Raw genomic sequence first — 15,063 nt, forward strand, 5'->3', positions numbered from 1 at the left:
TCGGTACGTTCGCGTAGCGTGCCGGAGGCAATCGTAGCTTGGCTAATTTGAATAAAGCAGCCAAAATTGTCGATACATTAATTCTCTATGATAATTCAACGAGTGCTGGTCATCAGCTATTAGCTACGATCGAAGGAGATCGATCGGTGGTTTATGTGTCAGAATTACCGAGCTGGTTAGCAAAAGCAAACCTAAATCTGTAGAAACCCTCGCACATAAAAATAAACCCGACTTCTTTAAGAAGTCGGGTTTATAGTACTGCTTTAAACTAAACTAACCGATACTCGAAGGCTCTTTCTCTTTAGCTAAGAACTTCTCTAACTCAGTTAATGCTTCCGCATCGACTTTAGTTTGCATCGGACAGAATTTAGGGCCACACATCGAACAGAACTCCGCAGTTTTGTAGATATCTGCGGGGAGTGTTTCGTCGTGATATTCCTTCGCCCGTTCGGGGTCGAGGGAGAGTTCAAATTGACGATTCCAATCGAAGTTATAACGCGCCTTGGACAGCTCATCATCACGATCGCGTGCCCCCGGACGTTTGCGGGCGATATCGGCAGCGTGAGCGGCAATTTTGTAGGCAATCAGACCATTGCGGACATCTTCAGCATTGGGTAAGCCCAGGTGTTCTTTAGGAGTTACGTAGCAAAGCATCGCGGTACCGTACCAGCCAGCCATTGCCGCCCCGATCGCGGAGGTGATATGGTCGTAACCAGGTGCGATGTCGGTTACTAGTGGCCCTAAGACGTAGAAAGGAGCCTCAGAACACTCTTCCATCTGCTTTTTGACGTTGAACTCAATCTGATCCATCGGGACGTGTCCGGGGCCTTCTACCATCACTTGGATGTCATGTTCCCAAGCGCGACGAGTCAGGTTGCCCAGAGTTTTGAGTTCGGCGAGTTGGGCTTCATCGGATGCGTCATGAGTACAACCGGGGCGGAGGGAGTCACCCAAGCTGAAGGACACATCGCATTTTTTGAAGATTTCGATGATGTCATCGAAGTGGGTATAAAGGGGATTTTGCTTGTGGAAATGCAGCATCCACCGCGCTAAAATCCCACCACCACGCGAGACAATCCCTGTCAGTCGATTGCGAACTAGGGGGAGATGTTCGATTAAAATACCCGCATGGATGGTTTGATAGTCAACACCCTGTTGGGCATGTTTTTCGATAATGTGCAAGAAATCATCTGGGGTGAGATTTTCGACACTACCGTGGACGCTTTCTAAGGCTTGGTAAATTGGGACAGTCCCGATGGGAACGGTCGAATTTTTGATGATTTCCATCCGAATCTCATCTAAATTACCGCCACCAGTGGACAGATCCATGACGGTATCCGCACCGTATTTAACAGCCAGAATCAGTTTGTCAACTTCATCTTGCATGTTAGAAAAACTGGGCGATGCGCCGATATTGGCATTCACTTTACAGCTAGATTGTATCCCGATCGCCATTGGTTCGAGATTGGGATGATTGGTATTTGCAGGGATAATCATCCTTCCGCGTGCGACTTCCGATCGAATCAAATCTACAGGAAGACGTTCGCGCTTGGCGACATGGTGCATTTCTTCGGTTTCGACACCCTGACGCGCATAGTGCATCTGGGACACATTGGCTTGTCCGCTACGTTTGGCAATCCATTCGGCACGCATATTCAATTTCCTATCATAAACAGCTTCCCTCCGCTGGCATTACCCAGACTCAGGTGCAAGGGTATGTTCTCAGCCCGACTGGTTTCGGACACCCCTAGCTATAGTTGTAGATTTTAGCATTTACGGCTGAGTTTGGGGTAGGACGTTGCAAATTATCTCGATCGAGTAGATAAGCTCGATCCGAGGTAATTTAAAATCGTCAAACCATCTGTAGGGGCAGGTTTATGCGATACTTCTCGCTACTGGCTGTTAACATTCAAACAAACCTGCCCTAACCCACCAACAACTCCCAGCATTTTCTCACATCAAATTACCCGATCGATCTATGCTGGTGGGGTTGGGCAGGTTCGTTTATAGGTTAATTGCGCTGCGTGGTTCTTTAGCATAAACCTGCCCCTACAGATTTTTAATAAATACACGTTTGATTGCTGATATAGCTAATATATAGCTAATAATTTCACTTTGAAGCCAACTATTTTCGGCTGGCGCGAGTAACTGTGCGATCGAGTATTTTTTACCTCGGTTTTGCAATTGGATCGAGCGAGCAAAAGGCACGATCGAAAAAGCTAATCTAGTTTTTAGATCGCCAATATTAGTAAGTCTTTTGCGAAAATATTCTTTACCGAACATGTACTTAACGATCGTGATATCGTGGGGATTGAAACAAATATTAACTCGTTCTAACGAGCCATAAGCAAACTTTACCATCAGCCAGAATCCTGCTAAACCGAAACCAGCGAAAAATAATTGTTTAGCAGGATCTATAAACAGACCGAGTGTCAGCGAATAAAACAAAATTGACAAATTCTGTCGGGAGCGATATAGAATCGCCAAAATCTATCTTCAATTTTTTCTGTGGTAACACTGCCGGATCGGTACCAGTTAACAGATATAATAGAGTAGTTCCCAGTCCATATAAATCGGTCGATAAATATGCCTGTCCGCGAAATTGTTCGGGAGCCATATAACCATAAGTACCGACTACCGTACTGCCACCCGTGACGGTGTAGTAAGTATCTTGAACCGCACCAAAATCGACGAGATATATTTCCCCATCATCATTTATAATAATATTTTGAGGTTTGATATCGCGATGGATGACTGGCGGATTGAGAGCGTGGAGATAGATTAGAATTTCGAGAATTTGAGCCGCAATATCTTTAGCTTCATCAATTGTCGGTTTCCAGCCAGATGCAACAGCATCGAATAAAGATTGCCCCTCGGCTAACGTTTGGACGATCGCGTACATCGCCAACCCGACTCGCTCCAATCGCTCAGAGTTCTACCAGGAGCGAGTTCTTGCACGATATAGAAATTACGATCGCGCTGTGTATCGATCGTGAAATAATCGATATAGTTGGGAATTGCTGGATGCTTTAATTGGGATAGGATTTGAGCCTCTCGCTCGAATAATTCTTCTTTTCAACAGTCTAATTTGTCGAGTATTATCTGATAGCTCGTAGTTGAGATCGTCGTTGTAAGACATCAGAGATTGGAATCCTTCACGGATAATTATATTCAGACTACCTTCAACACTATCGATCCGCTGACGCAGCGCGATGACATCTTCCCGTACAGCATCGATATTCTGATTCATAGCAGTCATATTCTGGTTAGTAGCAGCAATATTCTGCTGTGTAGCCACCATATTCTGCTGCATGAGTTCGCGCAGTTCAGAAATTTGAGACTCTAGCCGATCGAACCGTTCTTCTGACATGGTATCTTCAAAGATTAAAATGTATCTCGATCTGAAAATATGGATCTAGCTTCTATCTACAGCCTTATTTCTATTCTACACTAACGTTGCCAATGCTGTTGAAATTTCAGCTCCAGCGGCTGGTTTAGCAGTCACCCACCTAAAGATGCGTTTTGCTCGATTTGAAGTTGGACTCGATCGAGAAAATCAGATATTTCCCACACCATTTGAGGCATTAATTCGCGATCGTCAGTAAGATTAGCTCCATTAATTAACTTATACTCAGCTTGATGAACTGCACGGGCATAAGCTTGACTTTGTTCGATAATTACCTGTTTGGCGGTATCGGGTTGTAAAATCAGGAATGGCAAGTTAAATCGGTCTAATCGATCGGCAACTAGTTCGCGCCGAATCTCACGTTTCGATCTCTGAAATAACAGCTTGCAAGTAGTCGGAAATTTCTCTAATAACCGCCAATAAGTTTGAAATTTTTCTAACGATATTGCACCATCGGCAATCGATGTAACTAGATTTAGACCTTTCAACCAAACTTTAAATAATACTGAATTGCCGATTACCAACTTGGTCGGAAAATGATATTGTTTCCAGTTATTTAAAGAAAATCCTTCTGGCGAAATTGCCACTATCCCGGTGACTGAATCAGGATATTTTAAGGCATAACTAACGGCAATCCAAGCACCCAGAGAATGTCCGACTAAATACACCCGCCGTAACTTGATGGTCGTTAAAAATTCATGCAGACAATCGACTTCCATTTCGATCGTACTTGGTGTTTTTAAGGCAACCGAATTACCAAAACCGAGTAAATCGATTGCCAAGCACTGAAAATTTTGGCTCAAGATTTCGATCGCACTCGACCATTGCAGATTATCGTGCCAACTACCATGCAAAAATATTACTACCGGACGACGATCGGCTCCAGCTTCGTGCCAAAATATTTGTCCTGCTGAGAGCTTGATTCGAGAACTACGAGCGACCATAAGCTAGAATGCAGCTAAATTCAATATGAAATACTAACATAATCTAAATCATCATCTGACTATGCCTACATTCCGATAGATTTACCGATTAACGCCAGTCGATCGCCAGATTTGAGGTTACTAGCAATTTGGGTACGCGATCGCGTATGATATACTATGGTCAAGCTACGTCCGCTCGGATTTATTTTCCGCTGGTTAGATCTCGATCTTCGGTTCAGACGGCTAGGGATGCTGTGCATACCCCTGACAACATCAATCTCGATTGAGTTGGCAGCTATTAACTATCGTTTATTTTTACAGAGGCAAATATGGCAAAACGCCGCAACCTGAAGAAGGAAAAGGCGGAGCGTAATCAAGCATACGCTCGTAAATTTAGAAAACGCCCCACTGGCGGACGGATGTTCAAATCCAGATTCCGCCCTCAATCTAATGGCACTTCGGCTGAGGAAGATAACGAAGATACCTCCGCAGCAGCAACTTAGACTAGTTGACACTTCTCCTTGCAGAGACGCTACGCTACGGCTTCGCTCAGTGCTAGAAGTTGAAAGTTGAAAGCTTGCCCTGAGCTTGTCGAAGGGTTGAAAGTTAAATTTTTATGAGGGTAACTAAATCCCTGATAAATGTTTAAGGTATGGTGAGTTGGTGGATGAGGGGAATCTAAATTCCCCCAACACCTCGAACCTTAGCCTGTACGAGTATTACTCATTAATTTTAGCTGTAGCGCGATCGATTGCTTCCCGCACGCGATCGAATCCAGTTCCACCATAGCTATTCCGTGCGGCGACTACCTGGCGCGGATCGATGGCGGCATAGATATCAGCTTCAAAAGCGGGATGTAGCTCTTGCCATTCTCCCAAGCTGAGATCTTTGAGCAATTTATTTTGGCTCAAGCAAGTTTTCACTACTTTACCTACTAAATTATAAGCCTCGCGGAACGGTACCCCTTTAGCAGCTAAATAGTCGGCGACATCGGTAGCATTGGCAAAATCCGCCGCGACTGCTTCAGCTAGCCGAGCTGGGCGAAATTCAATCCCCTCGCGCATTAAAATAGTCATCGCTTCCAGACAAGCTCGCACCGTATCGACAGCATCGAACAAAGCTTCCTTATCTTCTTGCAAGTCCTTATTATAAGCCAGCGGCAAGCCCTTCATCAATACTAACATCGCTTGAAGATGCCCGAATACCCGTCCGGTTTTCCCGCGTACTAATTCTGGCACATCAGGATTCTTCTTCTGAGGCATGATACTCGAACCCGTGGCGCAACGATCGGTCAAACTGACAAATCGAAACTCTTCAGAAGCCCAGATAATGACTTCTTCAGCTAAACGGCTTAAATGTACCATAATCAGACTCGCACTGCTGAGGAATTCGATCGCAAAATCGCGATCGCTCACGCCGTCTAAACTATTCCCATAAATATCGTCAAAACCCAGCAACTCAGCCGTATAAGCACGATCGATCGCAAAAGTCGTTCCCGCTAGTGCGCCGCAGCCTAACGGTGAGATATTCGTGCGCTTGTAGACATCGCCCAAGCGTTCCCAGTCCCGCTGTGTCATGTCTACATAAGCGAGTAAATGGTGGGCTAAACTCAGTGGTTGCGCGCGTTGGAGGTGCGTGTACCCAGGAATGAGCGTATCCACATTTTCCCGCGCCAGAGTGAGTAATACCTGCTGAAACTCGCGAATTTGGGTTTGAATCTGGCGGATCCGATCGCGCAGGTATAATCTCGTATCCGTACCGACCTGATCGTTACGCGATCTGGCGGTATGGAGCTTTTTACCCACATCGCCAACCAGCTCCGTCAATCGTCGCTCGACCGCAAAATGCACATCCTCAGCATCGACACCAGGCTGGAAATTACCAGCCCGATATTCGGCGCGAATCGTTTCTAGCCCTGCGACTAATTCCTCACCCTCGGCGGGGCTGATAATCCCCGTGCGAGCCAACATTTTGGCATGAGCGCAAGAACCCGTCAGATCGTATTCGATCAATTCGAGATCGAAGCCAATACTAGCATTAAATTTGGCGATCGCTGGATGTAAAGTACCTTCAAAGCGATCGCTCCAAGTCTGTGGTCGATCCATATTAGTAAAATAACAGGGGCGCAAGCTCCTGAATTAAGGGTTGGGAACTATCGGTAGCGAACCCTCAGTCATGCTCTCACAGATAGCTAGAACGTTGACTAGTCACTAGTCCCTATTTCCACGCTATCATGTGAATGTCAAGTCCACCATAAACTTTACCAAAACACCCACATGTCTATTAAACAAACTACAGTCAAAGCCAGTTTATTAACCGTTTTGTGTCTGAGTGCTGTACTAACTATGACTAGTTGCGGCAAAAAAGATAAAACAGCAGAAACCACTCCTGCTACTAGTACCAGTACTACTACCACTACTACCACTCCCGCAGCTACCGAGCCTGCTGCAACTACTCCTGCTGCAACTACTCCCGCAGCTACCGCTCCCGCAGCCGCTGGTGGTGCTTTATCCGCAACCGAAAAAGCCCAATTGACTCCCGTCAAAACAGCATTAGTAATGACAAATACCGCTGTTAAAAGTGGCGATATGACCAAAGCCAAAGCTCAATTTGACAAATTTAACACGCTGCTACCTGCTGTAGAGCCAATTCTCAAAGCCAAAGCTGGTGCTAACTACCCCGCGATTGAAAATGGGATTAAAACGGTCAAAACTGCAATGGGATCGGCAACTCCAGATAAAGCCAAAGCTGGAGAAGGATTGAAAACCGTAATCGATGCCATGAATGCACTCCTCGCCAAAAAGTAAACCTTCCTGGTTGACTAGTTAGGAGTTTTCACGATTTCCAATTTTGCTCGCTCACACTCCCTGCAAAGGGGAATGACTGAAATAATTTAGCTCTTAATCACTGACGGGAATTTTGCCAGCATTCAGATGTCAAACTCAATTTAGTAGGAAATGTTATAGTAGGATAGACCTCTAGGTTGACAAGGGATATACAATGGCTGCGAATAATGGATCTAAAGATCGGACGATCGTTCGTCCGTTGCAATATCGAGATATTGACGCGATCGCTAGCTTATGTCAACAAGCAATCATTCCCGACCCGGCTGTAAAAGTTCAGATCGACCAATTGCTCAGACAGATGAGCCGCTGGTACGCACCATTTCAATTTCTGAATATTATCCCCACTCCCAGTATTACCGACAGATCCTTGTTAGTAGCTGAATGCGAACAACAAGTGCGCGGACTCATCAGCGTCTCGCCATTCAATCGGACTCGCAGTACTTGGCATGTAGAATGGGTATCGATCGATCGTCAAGCCGGAACCCCAGAAGAAGTCACGGGGAAAAGTGATATCGGCTCTCAATTATTGCGTCATTGCTTCGAGCATATCGTCGATGCGAGTACCTGGGTACTGGAAGTAGATATCAACGACAACCCAGCTCTGGCTCTCTACCGTCAAAATGGCTTCCAACCGCTGGCGCACCTAACATATTGGGAAATTGCCCCCGAATTGCTCCAAGAACTAGCACAACGCGAACCAGATCTCCCCAATCTCCTCCCCGTCAGAAATACCGACGCGCAACTGATCTACCAACTAGATACAGTATCGATGCCGCCGCTATTACGTCAAGTATTCGATCGGCAAATCCACGACTTTAAAACCAACCTCGTCCAAACGATGGTCGGCAAAGTCAAAGAATGGCTCCAACAAAAGCAATCAGTCAGTAATTACGTCTTTGAAAGCCAACGCAAAGCCGCGATCGGGTATTATCGGCTATCCTTAGATCGAGATCGGCAATCGTCGGTAAGCGAAGAGCCTCAAGCTCATCGAGCCGAATTAACCGTTCATCCCGCCTATACTTGGCTCTATCCAGAGCTAATGGCACAACTAGCCAGAGCCTGTCAATATCTCCCCAATCAGCCGCTCCAACTAGTCTCCGCCGACTATCAACCCGAACGCGAAGAATACTTCCAACAAATCGGCGCGACTCGCGTCAAACACAGCCTGTTGATGTCTCGTTCCGTGTGGCATAAACTCCGCGAAGCCAAACATCTGTCTTTGGAAAATCTCCAAATTGCCGAAATGCTCCAAAGTCTCCAACCCTCCCGTCAGCCGCTCCCCAACCGGATCGAGAAAAACGATCCTGAGGATCTGTCTTAGGAGTGGAGAGTGGGAGAAATAATTGCGACGCTGGTTGCGGAAATCTGCAAGTGGATTTTCATTTCAATTATCTTCGATCTTGTCATTAAGATCCCAGGATATGCGATCGCCAGAATGTTAGTTAACTCTAGACAAAAACAGCCGAGACGAGAAATTTCTCCCGATGGAGCGATGAGTATTTGCTGTGGATTATTATTTTGGGCGGGACTCAGCGGTATCGGCTATAGCCTGTATCGAGCGTGGAAATGACAGTAAATATCTCACTCAATCGATCTAGCCCTCAAGCTGATAGAATAGAAATTATTAAGAGCCGAATCCCAATCGACACGCTGCTTTATTTGAGATCGAACCTATGATAGTTGCACTAGTATACTTAATTTTGAGTGGAGCTTACCTACTGGTAATTCCTGGCGCATTGTACTTATATCTCCAAAAGCGATGGTATGTAGCTAGTTCGATCGAACGACTGTTGATGTATTTCCTGGTATTCTTCTTCTTCCCAGGGATGATTTTACTATCGCCATTCCTGAATTTTCGTCCCAAACGCCGCGAACTTGAGGCATAAATTTAGCAGATGCGGAGAATTGATGTAATTTTAATTGGCATCGTCGTGTTTGCGATCGGCGGTGCTGGATATCTCGGCTTAACATGGGTTGGATTAGACAACATCAATGCCGGAATTTGGAGCCAAGTAGTATTAGTTGGCATCATTCTCGCATGGTCGTTTAGCTATGTCTTTCGAGTAGCTACTAAAAAAATGACCTATACCCAGCAACTCAAAGATTACGAGGAAGCTGTCTTGCAAAAACGCCTCGACGAACTCACCCCCGCAGAATTAGCCAAAATCCAAGCCGAAATCGAAAGCGAACGGAAATAGGCTTTAGGTATTAGGTTTTAGGCTTTAGGTTTTGGGTGTTAGAAATAATTGTATTTCTTACTCCTTACTCCTTACTCCTTACTCCTTACTCCTTACTCCTTACTCCTTACTCCTTACTCCTTACTCCCCCTATGCACTCCGTCTCCAGTTGCTTCCAGTCTTTACGCGATCGCGGACAGTGTGCTTTAATTCCCTTTATCACCGCTGGCGATCCGGACTTAGCAACAACGGCACAAGCTCTCAAGACCCTAGATGCCGCAGGAGCAGACATCATCGAACTCGGCGTACCCTACTCCGATCCACTAGCAGATGGCCCCGTAATTCAGGCAGCAGCGACGCGTGCGTTAGCAAAAGGGGTCAAGCTAGATGATGTCATCCAAATGGTGGCGCGGGTGAGTCCAGAAATTAAAGCACCGATTGTTTTATTTACTTATTACAACCCAATCCTCAATTTAGGGGTTCGTCCCTTCCTCGAAAAAATTGCCGCCGCTGGCGTGAAGGGATTGGTAGTACCAGATCTGCCACTAGAAGAAGCCGAAGAATTATTAATACCGTCCGCCGAAATCGGCATCGAAGTAATTCTGCTCGTCGCGCCAACCAGCTCCCAGGAGCGGATTGTGGCGATCGCCAATAAGTCTCAAGGCTTTATTTATTTAGTCAGCGTCACGGGTGTAACTGGCGTGAGATCGGGATTAGAAGATCGGGTTGGAGATATTTTGGCAAACTTACGTAAAGTCACCGATAAACCGATCGCGATCGGCTTTGGCATTTCCGCACCAGAACACGCCCAACAGGTGCGAAAATGGGGCGCAGACGGCGTAATTGTCGGCAGTGCGATGGTTAAACGTTTGAGTGAGGGAACGCCCACAGACGGGCTACAGGCGATCGAGCAATTTTGTCAGAGTTTGAAAACCGCAATTAAATAGCCAGATCTTGTCTCGCATCATCCGATCGCGCTGGCTATTGTAAAATTGCTGATAACCCAGCAAATAATAGATCGCGATCGAACTTAACTCTAGCTGCTAAATCTACAGCTAAATTCGCCTGTAAATATCCAGTCAAAAGTTCGCCATCGCCACCAGTTAAAATAATATAACTAGCTGGATATAACTGCTGCCAATCGCGGATAAAGTCGCTCACTCCAGCACTAACTGTATATAATATGCCGCTAGCGATCGCACCTGGAGTATTATCGCTCCAACGTGGTGGTAATTGGGGTGGTAAAATGATTTCTGGTAATGCAGCGGTACCTGTAAATAGCGATCGTAATTGCAATCGCAAGCCTGGTAAAATTGCCCCGCCGACGAGCCGACGATTGTTGTCGATACCAGTAATAGTTAATGCCGTACCGCCATCGATAACTAAGATGGGATAACCATAAATATTACCCGCACCAAAGGCAGTTAAAGCGCGATCGATGCCGAGAGTGGGATAAAGACTAAATAAGGGAATATCTGCTAATGTAATTAGTTTGACTTGCGGTAACTGTTGCCAAATATCGGTTTGACTGGTAACGACGGAAACTAAATAGATGGGAATTCGATCGAGTTCGATTAAATTTTGGTTAATTATTCGTTGGCAATCGATCGGTAGAAACTCTAAATATCGATCGATATTTAGATATTCTGTATCCCAACTAGATTGAAATTTGGTATTTAAAAACCACCCCCAATGATAGCGAGAATTACCGATCGATAAGCCAATCTGAATAGTTACAGCCATCTATTACGCCTTAAAAGTTAAAATCGGGCGCATTTTTGCCACCACCTCTACCATCCCGGCGGCTACTTGGGTATCGATGACTCGATCGATCGACTTATAAGCGGCGGGAGCCTCTTCAATCCGTCGCTCTGGGCGTAAAGTAATACAATCTACCCCTGAAGTCAAACCTAAATCTGACTCAGTATAACTTGCCCCCGCGCGAGTGAGTTCAAATCGCGAAATCGCTCTACCCGCACCATGAGCGGCAGAATTAAGATACCGATCGTTCCCCAAGCCAGATAATAGATAAGATGGTGTCCCCATCGAGCCGGGGGTGATTAGCAATTGCCCAGCACCAGCCGCGCACGCACCCTTTCTGACGATCCAACCGTCGCCATCGGGGAAAGTAAGATTGTGGGGAAGATCGCACACCAGGGGAGCTGCAAGATCGCCATATACTTCCCGCAGCCGCAACCGAATTAATTCAGCCAGAATTAAGCGATTGACAAAAGCGTAATTAGCCGCCGTTGCTTCGGCTTCGAGGTACTCAGCCACCAAATCGGGATTAGTCGCCGTTGAGAGGGCAAATAGGCTCGACTGGGGAAACGGATAGCCTTTAAGCCAAGCGGCTTTGGCTCTGTCTCGCCACATCCCGCCGATGTATTTACCAACTGTCCGAGAACCGGAGTGAATCGCAATCGCCAGTTGCCCGACTTTGACATTAGACTGATAAGCTAGGCGCGAATTGCGAATTTCAACTACCTCTTGAATTTCGACAAAATGATTGCCACCGCCAATCGTCCCCAAACCCCCATCGCGCACCAATCCAGCGGCGGGAGTGAGTTCGATCGGTGCCCAACGGGTATTTCCCGCTAGGGAGCCGAGAAATTGAACTCGATCGATTTCCTGCCATAATTGCCCGAAGTCAGATTTAGCCACGCTCCCCATCGGGTGCTGGCTCATCTGCTCCAACCAGCCGGGAATGCCCTCGTTAAATATGCCCCGACTGGCGGCGGCTGTCATGGTGACATCGCGGGTACCGAGTAAATAATCGCCTTTCATTAACGCCACAAATTTATCCCGCTGGGCGAGAAAATCGGCAACGCTCAGATCGACGACATGCAGCCGCATTCCGCAGTTAATATCGCTACCGACGGCAGCGGGGACTACCATCCCCTGAGTTTGAATGACAGATCCGATCGCGACTCCGGTATCGCCGGGATGAAAATCGGGCGTAGCAAATGTGCGCGTCACCTTACCGCCGCCGGGATGGGCGAGGGTAGTCAGGCTGGCAAGTTGCTTGAAGGCTTTGCCTTCGATCGGGAAGTCTGGCGGTAACAACACTTCTGCCGCTGGAGCATCCGCACACTCGGTCGATCGTACCGTGTAAATCTGGTCTTTGTAACTAACCTCTAATCCTTGCTTGGCAAGCGCGCGGAGGAGTCTGTGAGTATTTTTGGGCTGCTGCATAAAACCTGTTGCCAATACCACTGTGGGTCTTAGCAATTATTATTGTATAAGTTGACTGGGTGTTCAGCAGCCGCAGTCAGCAATAATTGAAGGTTTTGTTAAATAGTTAAGTTTGGGCAATATACCCATTAAACTAATAATACCGTGAAAGTTCGCTCGATGTCAAGTTATCAAACTTTGAGAACCAAAGCGGTAGACTGCTCGATGTCCGATCCGAATTACCCAAGGTTGAGCATCTGGGTATCGATCGTAAAGTCGATCGACTGCGGCGATCGGTTTATCGGCTATTTCAAATGCTCCAGTTTCAATATCGTTGGCGTAGCCGCGCCGAGAGGTAATCGATCTCTTCATCGATTTGTTGAAGCACTTGGGATTGATAAATCTCGTCGCCACGCCCTTGCAAATTCTTCTTTACTGTAGCGGGGTTGCCGAATCGTCATGAGCTTGACCTCGTTTCAACTTTATCTCTTTATTTTAACTCAAGCGATCGATACCCCAAAGCTCGATTCTCAGGATGAGAGGCTACGCCAACGAACATCATCACGATCTAATCCCTTAACCATCAGCGTTCCGCAAAACCACCCTAAAATCATCAACATCGATCGATAGTCCAACGATCGATCGATCGCGCAGCATCCGACGGCTGTAATCGTTGATACAGATAGTAATAAGACGACATTACAACATCGATAAATCGTCAATCTCAATCATCTCCATTCTGCATGAGATAACGTTTCCTCAAACTTAGAAATTGGGTTTGACGTGCTGAGTCCAGACTTCCATCAGGGCTGTAGCATCAATCTCTGATAATTCCCCTAACTTTTTAATCAACAAAGATCGCTCTAGACAGTCGAGACGCGATAAACGCACGGTTGAAGCAACTCGCAACCCACATTTTCCCCAGTCAATTAACACCACATCTGTCGGAGTCCTTGGTTTAGACGAAGTTACCGCTGCTACCACAACATCATCACCATCAATCCAGAGGATTAAAATAGGTCGTTTCTTAAATGCCGAGCCATCGGTGAAAGTTATTTTGGCTACCCAAAATTCACCTGCTTTAACAATCATCATAAAGCCCTTCATCTTCTGAAGCATAGCTATTTAGAAAGGCACTGTGAGTACGAACGGAATCGATCGAATTCGGTTGAATGGCAATCCGATAGATTAAATCCATCACATCTTGCTCTACAGTGCGCGAGGGGATGGAGTTGAGAACATCGCGATCTGCCAAGTCAATAATTTCTGAGATGTATTGACGAACTCGATCGGATATTTCTGGCTTCCACTCTTGCAATTTAATTCCTAATCTCTCAGTCAGGGCATCCATCAGTATCTCCATTGCAATGATAACTTCTACATCTATCTAAGTCTTCTAACTCGTTTTTAGGTGTGATAGCTTTTGTTTAATTAAAACTTCAACCTCTTTAACCTCATCGGTTGAATTGGGAATGTTGTAAGTTGCTGGAGAGGCTTCCGCAGTAAAGCGATCGACAAACGTATGGAATGCAGATCGATTGTTAGGGTGAGCGATGACATAAGCTCTTAGCTCACCTTTTGTCATAGTATTAAAGTCAGGGTTCATTATAAGAATCTCCAAAGACCATTACGATAGATTTCAATCTGGATATTATCACCAGCTAATAGAAATAGATTGCCCGATCGCTCATCAAGGCGAACTACAAAAATAGGGGTAAAGGTATTAGTTAAGGATTGGCACAGAATTACACACCTGATGCTTTGTTCGGCAGTTGGCAAGCTGAGGATACCTCATAATTATAGAATATTGAACTAGATCGCAACCGCGATCTAGTTTACTGACGATCGATCTGACCCCCTAACTCCCGCCAATCCGCGCCACGTCGCGAGAATTTTCCTCAAACGCAGCATCGAGCGCATCATCGCCACTCAACCCTGAAGCCAGCGCATTCTGGATCGCTTGCAACACCCGCTTATAGTCACGCGGCATCACCTTCACAAACTTCGGCACCATTTCATCCCAATTCGTTAGAACCTCGATCGCTTTCTGACTCTTAGTATATTGGGCGTGTTTAGCGATCGAATCCTTCAACTTCCCAATCTCCTCAGTATCCGTCAGCGTTTCCAAGCCCACCATCTGGATATTACAGCGCGTCGGGAAATCCCCCTGCTCGTCAAGGATATAAGCCACACCGCCACTCATTCCCGCTGCGAAATTGCGTCCGGTTTTACCTAACACAATTACTTGTCCGCCTGTCATGTATTCACACCCATGATCCCCGATCGATTCCACCACAGCATTAACCCCAGAATTACGCACACAGAAACGTTCGCCAGCCATGCCGTTGATGTAGATTTCGCCGCTAGTGGCTCCGTAGAGAGCGACGTTGCCAACGATGACGTTTTCGGCGGCGATGAAGGTGGATTTGGGCGAGGGGTAGAGGATGATTTTACCGCCGCTGAGTCCTTTGCCGATGTAGTCGTTGGCATCGCCTTCGAGTTCGAGGGTGACTCCTTGGGGGATGAATGCGCCGAAGCTT

Annotated in this window: 19 protein-coding genes, 3 pseudogenes and 1 riboswitch; of the genes and pseudogenes, 8 read left to right on the plus strand and 14 right to left on the minus strand. The window is 46.4% G+C overall.

From position 1 onward, the window contains the following. Positions 1 to 47 precede the first annotated feature (47 nt). On the plus strand, positions 48 to 203 hold the full coding sequence (locus Q0R35_RS14415; RefSeq protein ID WP_295619607.1) for a hypothetical protein: 156 nt from the start codon (positions 48 to 50) through the stop codon (positions 201 to 203). Between the two features lie 70 nt (positions 204 to 273). Here the strand turns inward: Q0R35_RS14415 and thiC are convergent, their stop codons facing one another. The 5 genes and pseudogenes from thiC to Q0R35_RS14440 all read right to left on the minus strand — a co-directional run bounded on the left by thiC (position 274) and on the right by Q0R35_RS14440 (position 4,350). Continuing rightward, entirely contained in the window at positions 274 to 1,653 is a 1,380-nt protein-coding gene (thiC, locus tag Q0R35_RS14420) for a phosphomethylpyrimidine synthase ThiC (protein ID WP_295619610.1), read from the minus strand. Positions 1,654 to 1,661: 8 nt separating this feature from the next. Continuing rightward, a riboswitch (TPP riboswitch) is annotated at positions 1,662 to 1,759 on the minus strand. A gap of 290 nt (positions 1,760 to 2,049) precedes the next feature. Continuing rightward, positions 2,050 to 2,361 carry a hypothetical protein gene (locus tag Q0R35_RS14425; protein ID WP_295619613.1) on the minus strand — a complete coding sequence of 104 codons (312 nt, stop codon included), beginning with the start codon at positions 2,359 to 2,361 and terminating at the stop codon, positions 2,050 to 2,052. Between the two features lie 94 nt (positions 2,362 to 2,455). Continuing rightward, positions 2,456 to 3,069, minus strand: a pseudogene (locus Q0R35_RS14430) (serine/threonine-protein kinase); the annotation flags it as partial. Continuing rightward, positions 2,969 to 3,370 carry a hypothetical protein gene (locus Q0R35_RS14435; RefSeq protein ID WP_295619616.1) on the minus strand — a complete coding sequence of 134 codons (402 nt, stop codon included), beginning with the start codon at positions 3,368 to 3,370 and terminating at the stop codon, positions 2,969 to 2,971. The pseudogene Q0R35_RS14430 and the gene Q0R35_RS14435, both read right to left, overlap by 101 nt. 131 nt (positions 3,371 to 3,501) lie before the next feature. Next, positions 3,502 to 4,350 carry an alpha/beta hydrolase gene (locus Q0R35_RS14440; RefSeq protein ID WP_295619619.1) on the minus strand — a complete coding sequence of 283 codons (849 nt, stop codon included), beginning with the start codon at positions 4,348 to 4,350 and terminating at the stop codon, positions 3,502 to 3,504. 308 nt (positions 4,351 to 4,658) lie between these two features. Here Q0R35_RS14440 and Q0R35_RS14445 point away from each other — a divergent pair, with 308 nt between their 5' ends. Beyond that, positions 4,659 to 4,832: a hypothetical protein gene (locus Q0R35_RS14445; RefSeq protein ID WP_015157954.1), complete on the plus strand. Its 174-nt coding sequence runs from the start codon at positions 4,659 to 4,661 to the stop codon at positions 4,830 to 4,832. 216 nt (positions 4,833 to 5,048) lie between these two features. On the opposite strand, the gene argH is transcribed toward Q0R35_RS14445, so the two are convergent. Beyond that, entirely contained in the window at positions 5,049 to 6,434 is a 1,386-nt protein-coding gene (gene argH / locus Q0R35_RS14450; protein ID WP_295619622.1) for an argininosuccinate lyase, read from the minus strand. A gap of 171 nt (positions 6,435 to 6,605) precedes the next feature. Here argH and Q0R35_RS14455 point away from each other — a divergent pair, with 171 nt between their 5' ends. The 6 genes from Q0R35_RS14455 to trpA all read left to right on the plus strand — a co-directional run bounded on the left by Q0R35_RS14455 (position 6,606) and on the right by trpA (position 10,299). Next, the gene (locus Q0R35_RS14455; RefSeq protein WP_295619626.1) at positions 6,606 to 7,136 is read left to right on the plus strand and encodes a hypothetical protein; all 531 of its coding nucleotides are present in this window, start codon (positions 6,606 to 6,608) and stop codon (positions 7,134 to 7,136) included. 193 nt (positions 7,137 to 7,329) lie between these two features. Then, positions 7,330 to 8,496 carry a GNAT family N-acetyltransferase gene (locus tag Q0R35_RS14460; protein ID WP_295619629.1) on the plus strand — a complete coding sequence of 389 codons (1,167 nt, stop codon included), beginning with the start codon at positions 7,330 to 7,332 and terminating at the stop codon, positions 8,494 to 8,496. Between the two features lie 9 nt (positions 8,497 to 8,505). Beyond that, entirely contained in the window at positions 8,506 to 8,745 is a 240-nt protein-coding gene (locus tag Q0R35_RS14465; RefSeq protein WP_295619632.1) for a hypothetical protein, read from the plus strand. Between the two features lie 103 nt (positions 8,746 to 8,848). Continuing rightward, entirely contained in the window at positions 8,849 to 9,061 is a 213-nt protein-coding gene (locus tag Q0R35_RS14470) for an NAD(P)H-quinone oxidoreductase subunit L (RefSeq protein WP_295619635.1), read from the plus strand. A gap of 9 nt (positions 9,062 to 9,070) precedes the next feature. Further along, the gene (locus tag Q0R35_RS14475) at positions 9,071 to 9,373 is read left to right on the plus strand and encodes a DUF3007 family protein (protein WP_295619638.1); all 303 of its coding nucleotides are present in this window, start codon (positions 9,071 to 9,073) and stop codon (positions 9,371 to 9,373) included. A 131-nt stretch (positions 9,374 to 9,504) separates the two neighbouring features. After that, positions 9,505 to 10,299 (plus strand): tryptophan synthase subunit alpha, encoded by a 795-nt coding sequence (gene trpA / locus Q0R35_RS14480; RefSeq protein ID WP_295619641.1) that lies wholly within the window; start codon positions 9,505 to 9,507, stop codon positions 10,297 to 10,299. A 34-nt stretch (positions 10,300 to 10,333) separates the two neighbouring features. Here trpA and Q0R35_RS14485 read toward each other — a convergent pair whose 3' ends face one another. From Q0R35_RS14485 to Q0R35_RS14520, 8 genes and pseudogenes are all read right to left on the minus strand, one after another. Next, positions 10,334 to 11,095, minus strand: coding sequence for a pantothenate kinase (locus Q0R35_RS14485; protein ID WP_295619644.1), 762 nt, complete (start codon positions 11,093 to 11,095; stop codon positions 10,334 to 10,336). Positions 11,096 to 11,098: 3 nt separating this feature from the next. Next, positions 11,099 to 12,544 (minus strand): RtcB family protein, encoded by a 1,446-nt coding sequence (locus Q0R35_RS14490; protein ID WP_366944899.1) that lies wholly within the window; start codon positions 12,542 to 12,544, stop codon positions 11,099 to 11,101. Between the two features lie 162 nt (positions 12,545 to 12,706). Further along, positions 12,707 to 12,984: pseudogene (locus tag Q0R35_RS14495) on the minus strand (hypothetical protein). Between the two features lie 69 nt (positions 12,985 to 13,053). Continuing rightward, positions 13,054 to 13,245, minus strand: a complete 192-nt coding sequence (locus tag Q0R35_RS14500) for a hypothetical protein (RefSeq protein WP_295619653.1) — start codon at positions 13,243 to 13,245, stop codon at positions 13,054 to 13,056. A gap of 43 nt (positions 13,246 to 13,288) precedes the next feature. Further along, positions 13,289 to 13,618 carry a type II toxin-antitoxin system PemK/MazF family toxin gene (locus Q0R35_RS14505; protein WP_295619656.1) on the minus strand — a complete coding sequence of 110 codons (330 nt, stop codon included), beginning with the start codon at positions 13,616 to 13,618 and terminating at the stop codon, positions 13,289 to 13,291. Further along, positions 13,605 to 13,886: a hypothetical protein gene (locus tag Q0R35_RS14510; protein WP_295619659.1), complete on the minus strand. Its 282-nt coding sequence runs from the start codon at positions 13,884 to 13,886 to the stop codon at positions 13,605 to 13,607. Before Q0R35_RS14510 ends, Q0R35_RS14505 begins: the two co-directional genes overlap by 14 nt. Positions 13,887 to 13,919: 33 nt before the next feature. Next, positions 13,920 to 14,108, minus strand: coding sequence for a hypothetical protein (locus Q0R35_RS14515; protein WP_295619662.1), 189 nt, complete (start codon positions 14,106 to 14,108; stop codon positions 13,920 to 13,922). A 273-nt stretch (positions 14,109 to 14,381) separates the two neighbouring features. Further along, positions 14,382 to 15,063, minus strand: a pseudogene (locus Q0R35_RS14520) (glutamate synthase subunit alpha); the annotation flags it as partial.

This window comes from Chamaesiphon sp. GL140_3_metabinner_50 (genome assembly GCF_025361915.1).
Taxonomy (GTDB): Bacteria; Cyanobacteriota; Cyanobacteriia; order Cyanobacteriales; family Chamaesiphonaceae; genus Chamaesiphon.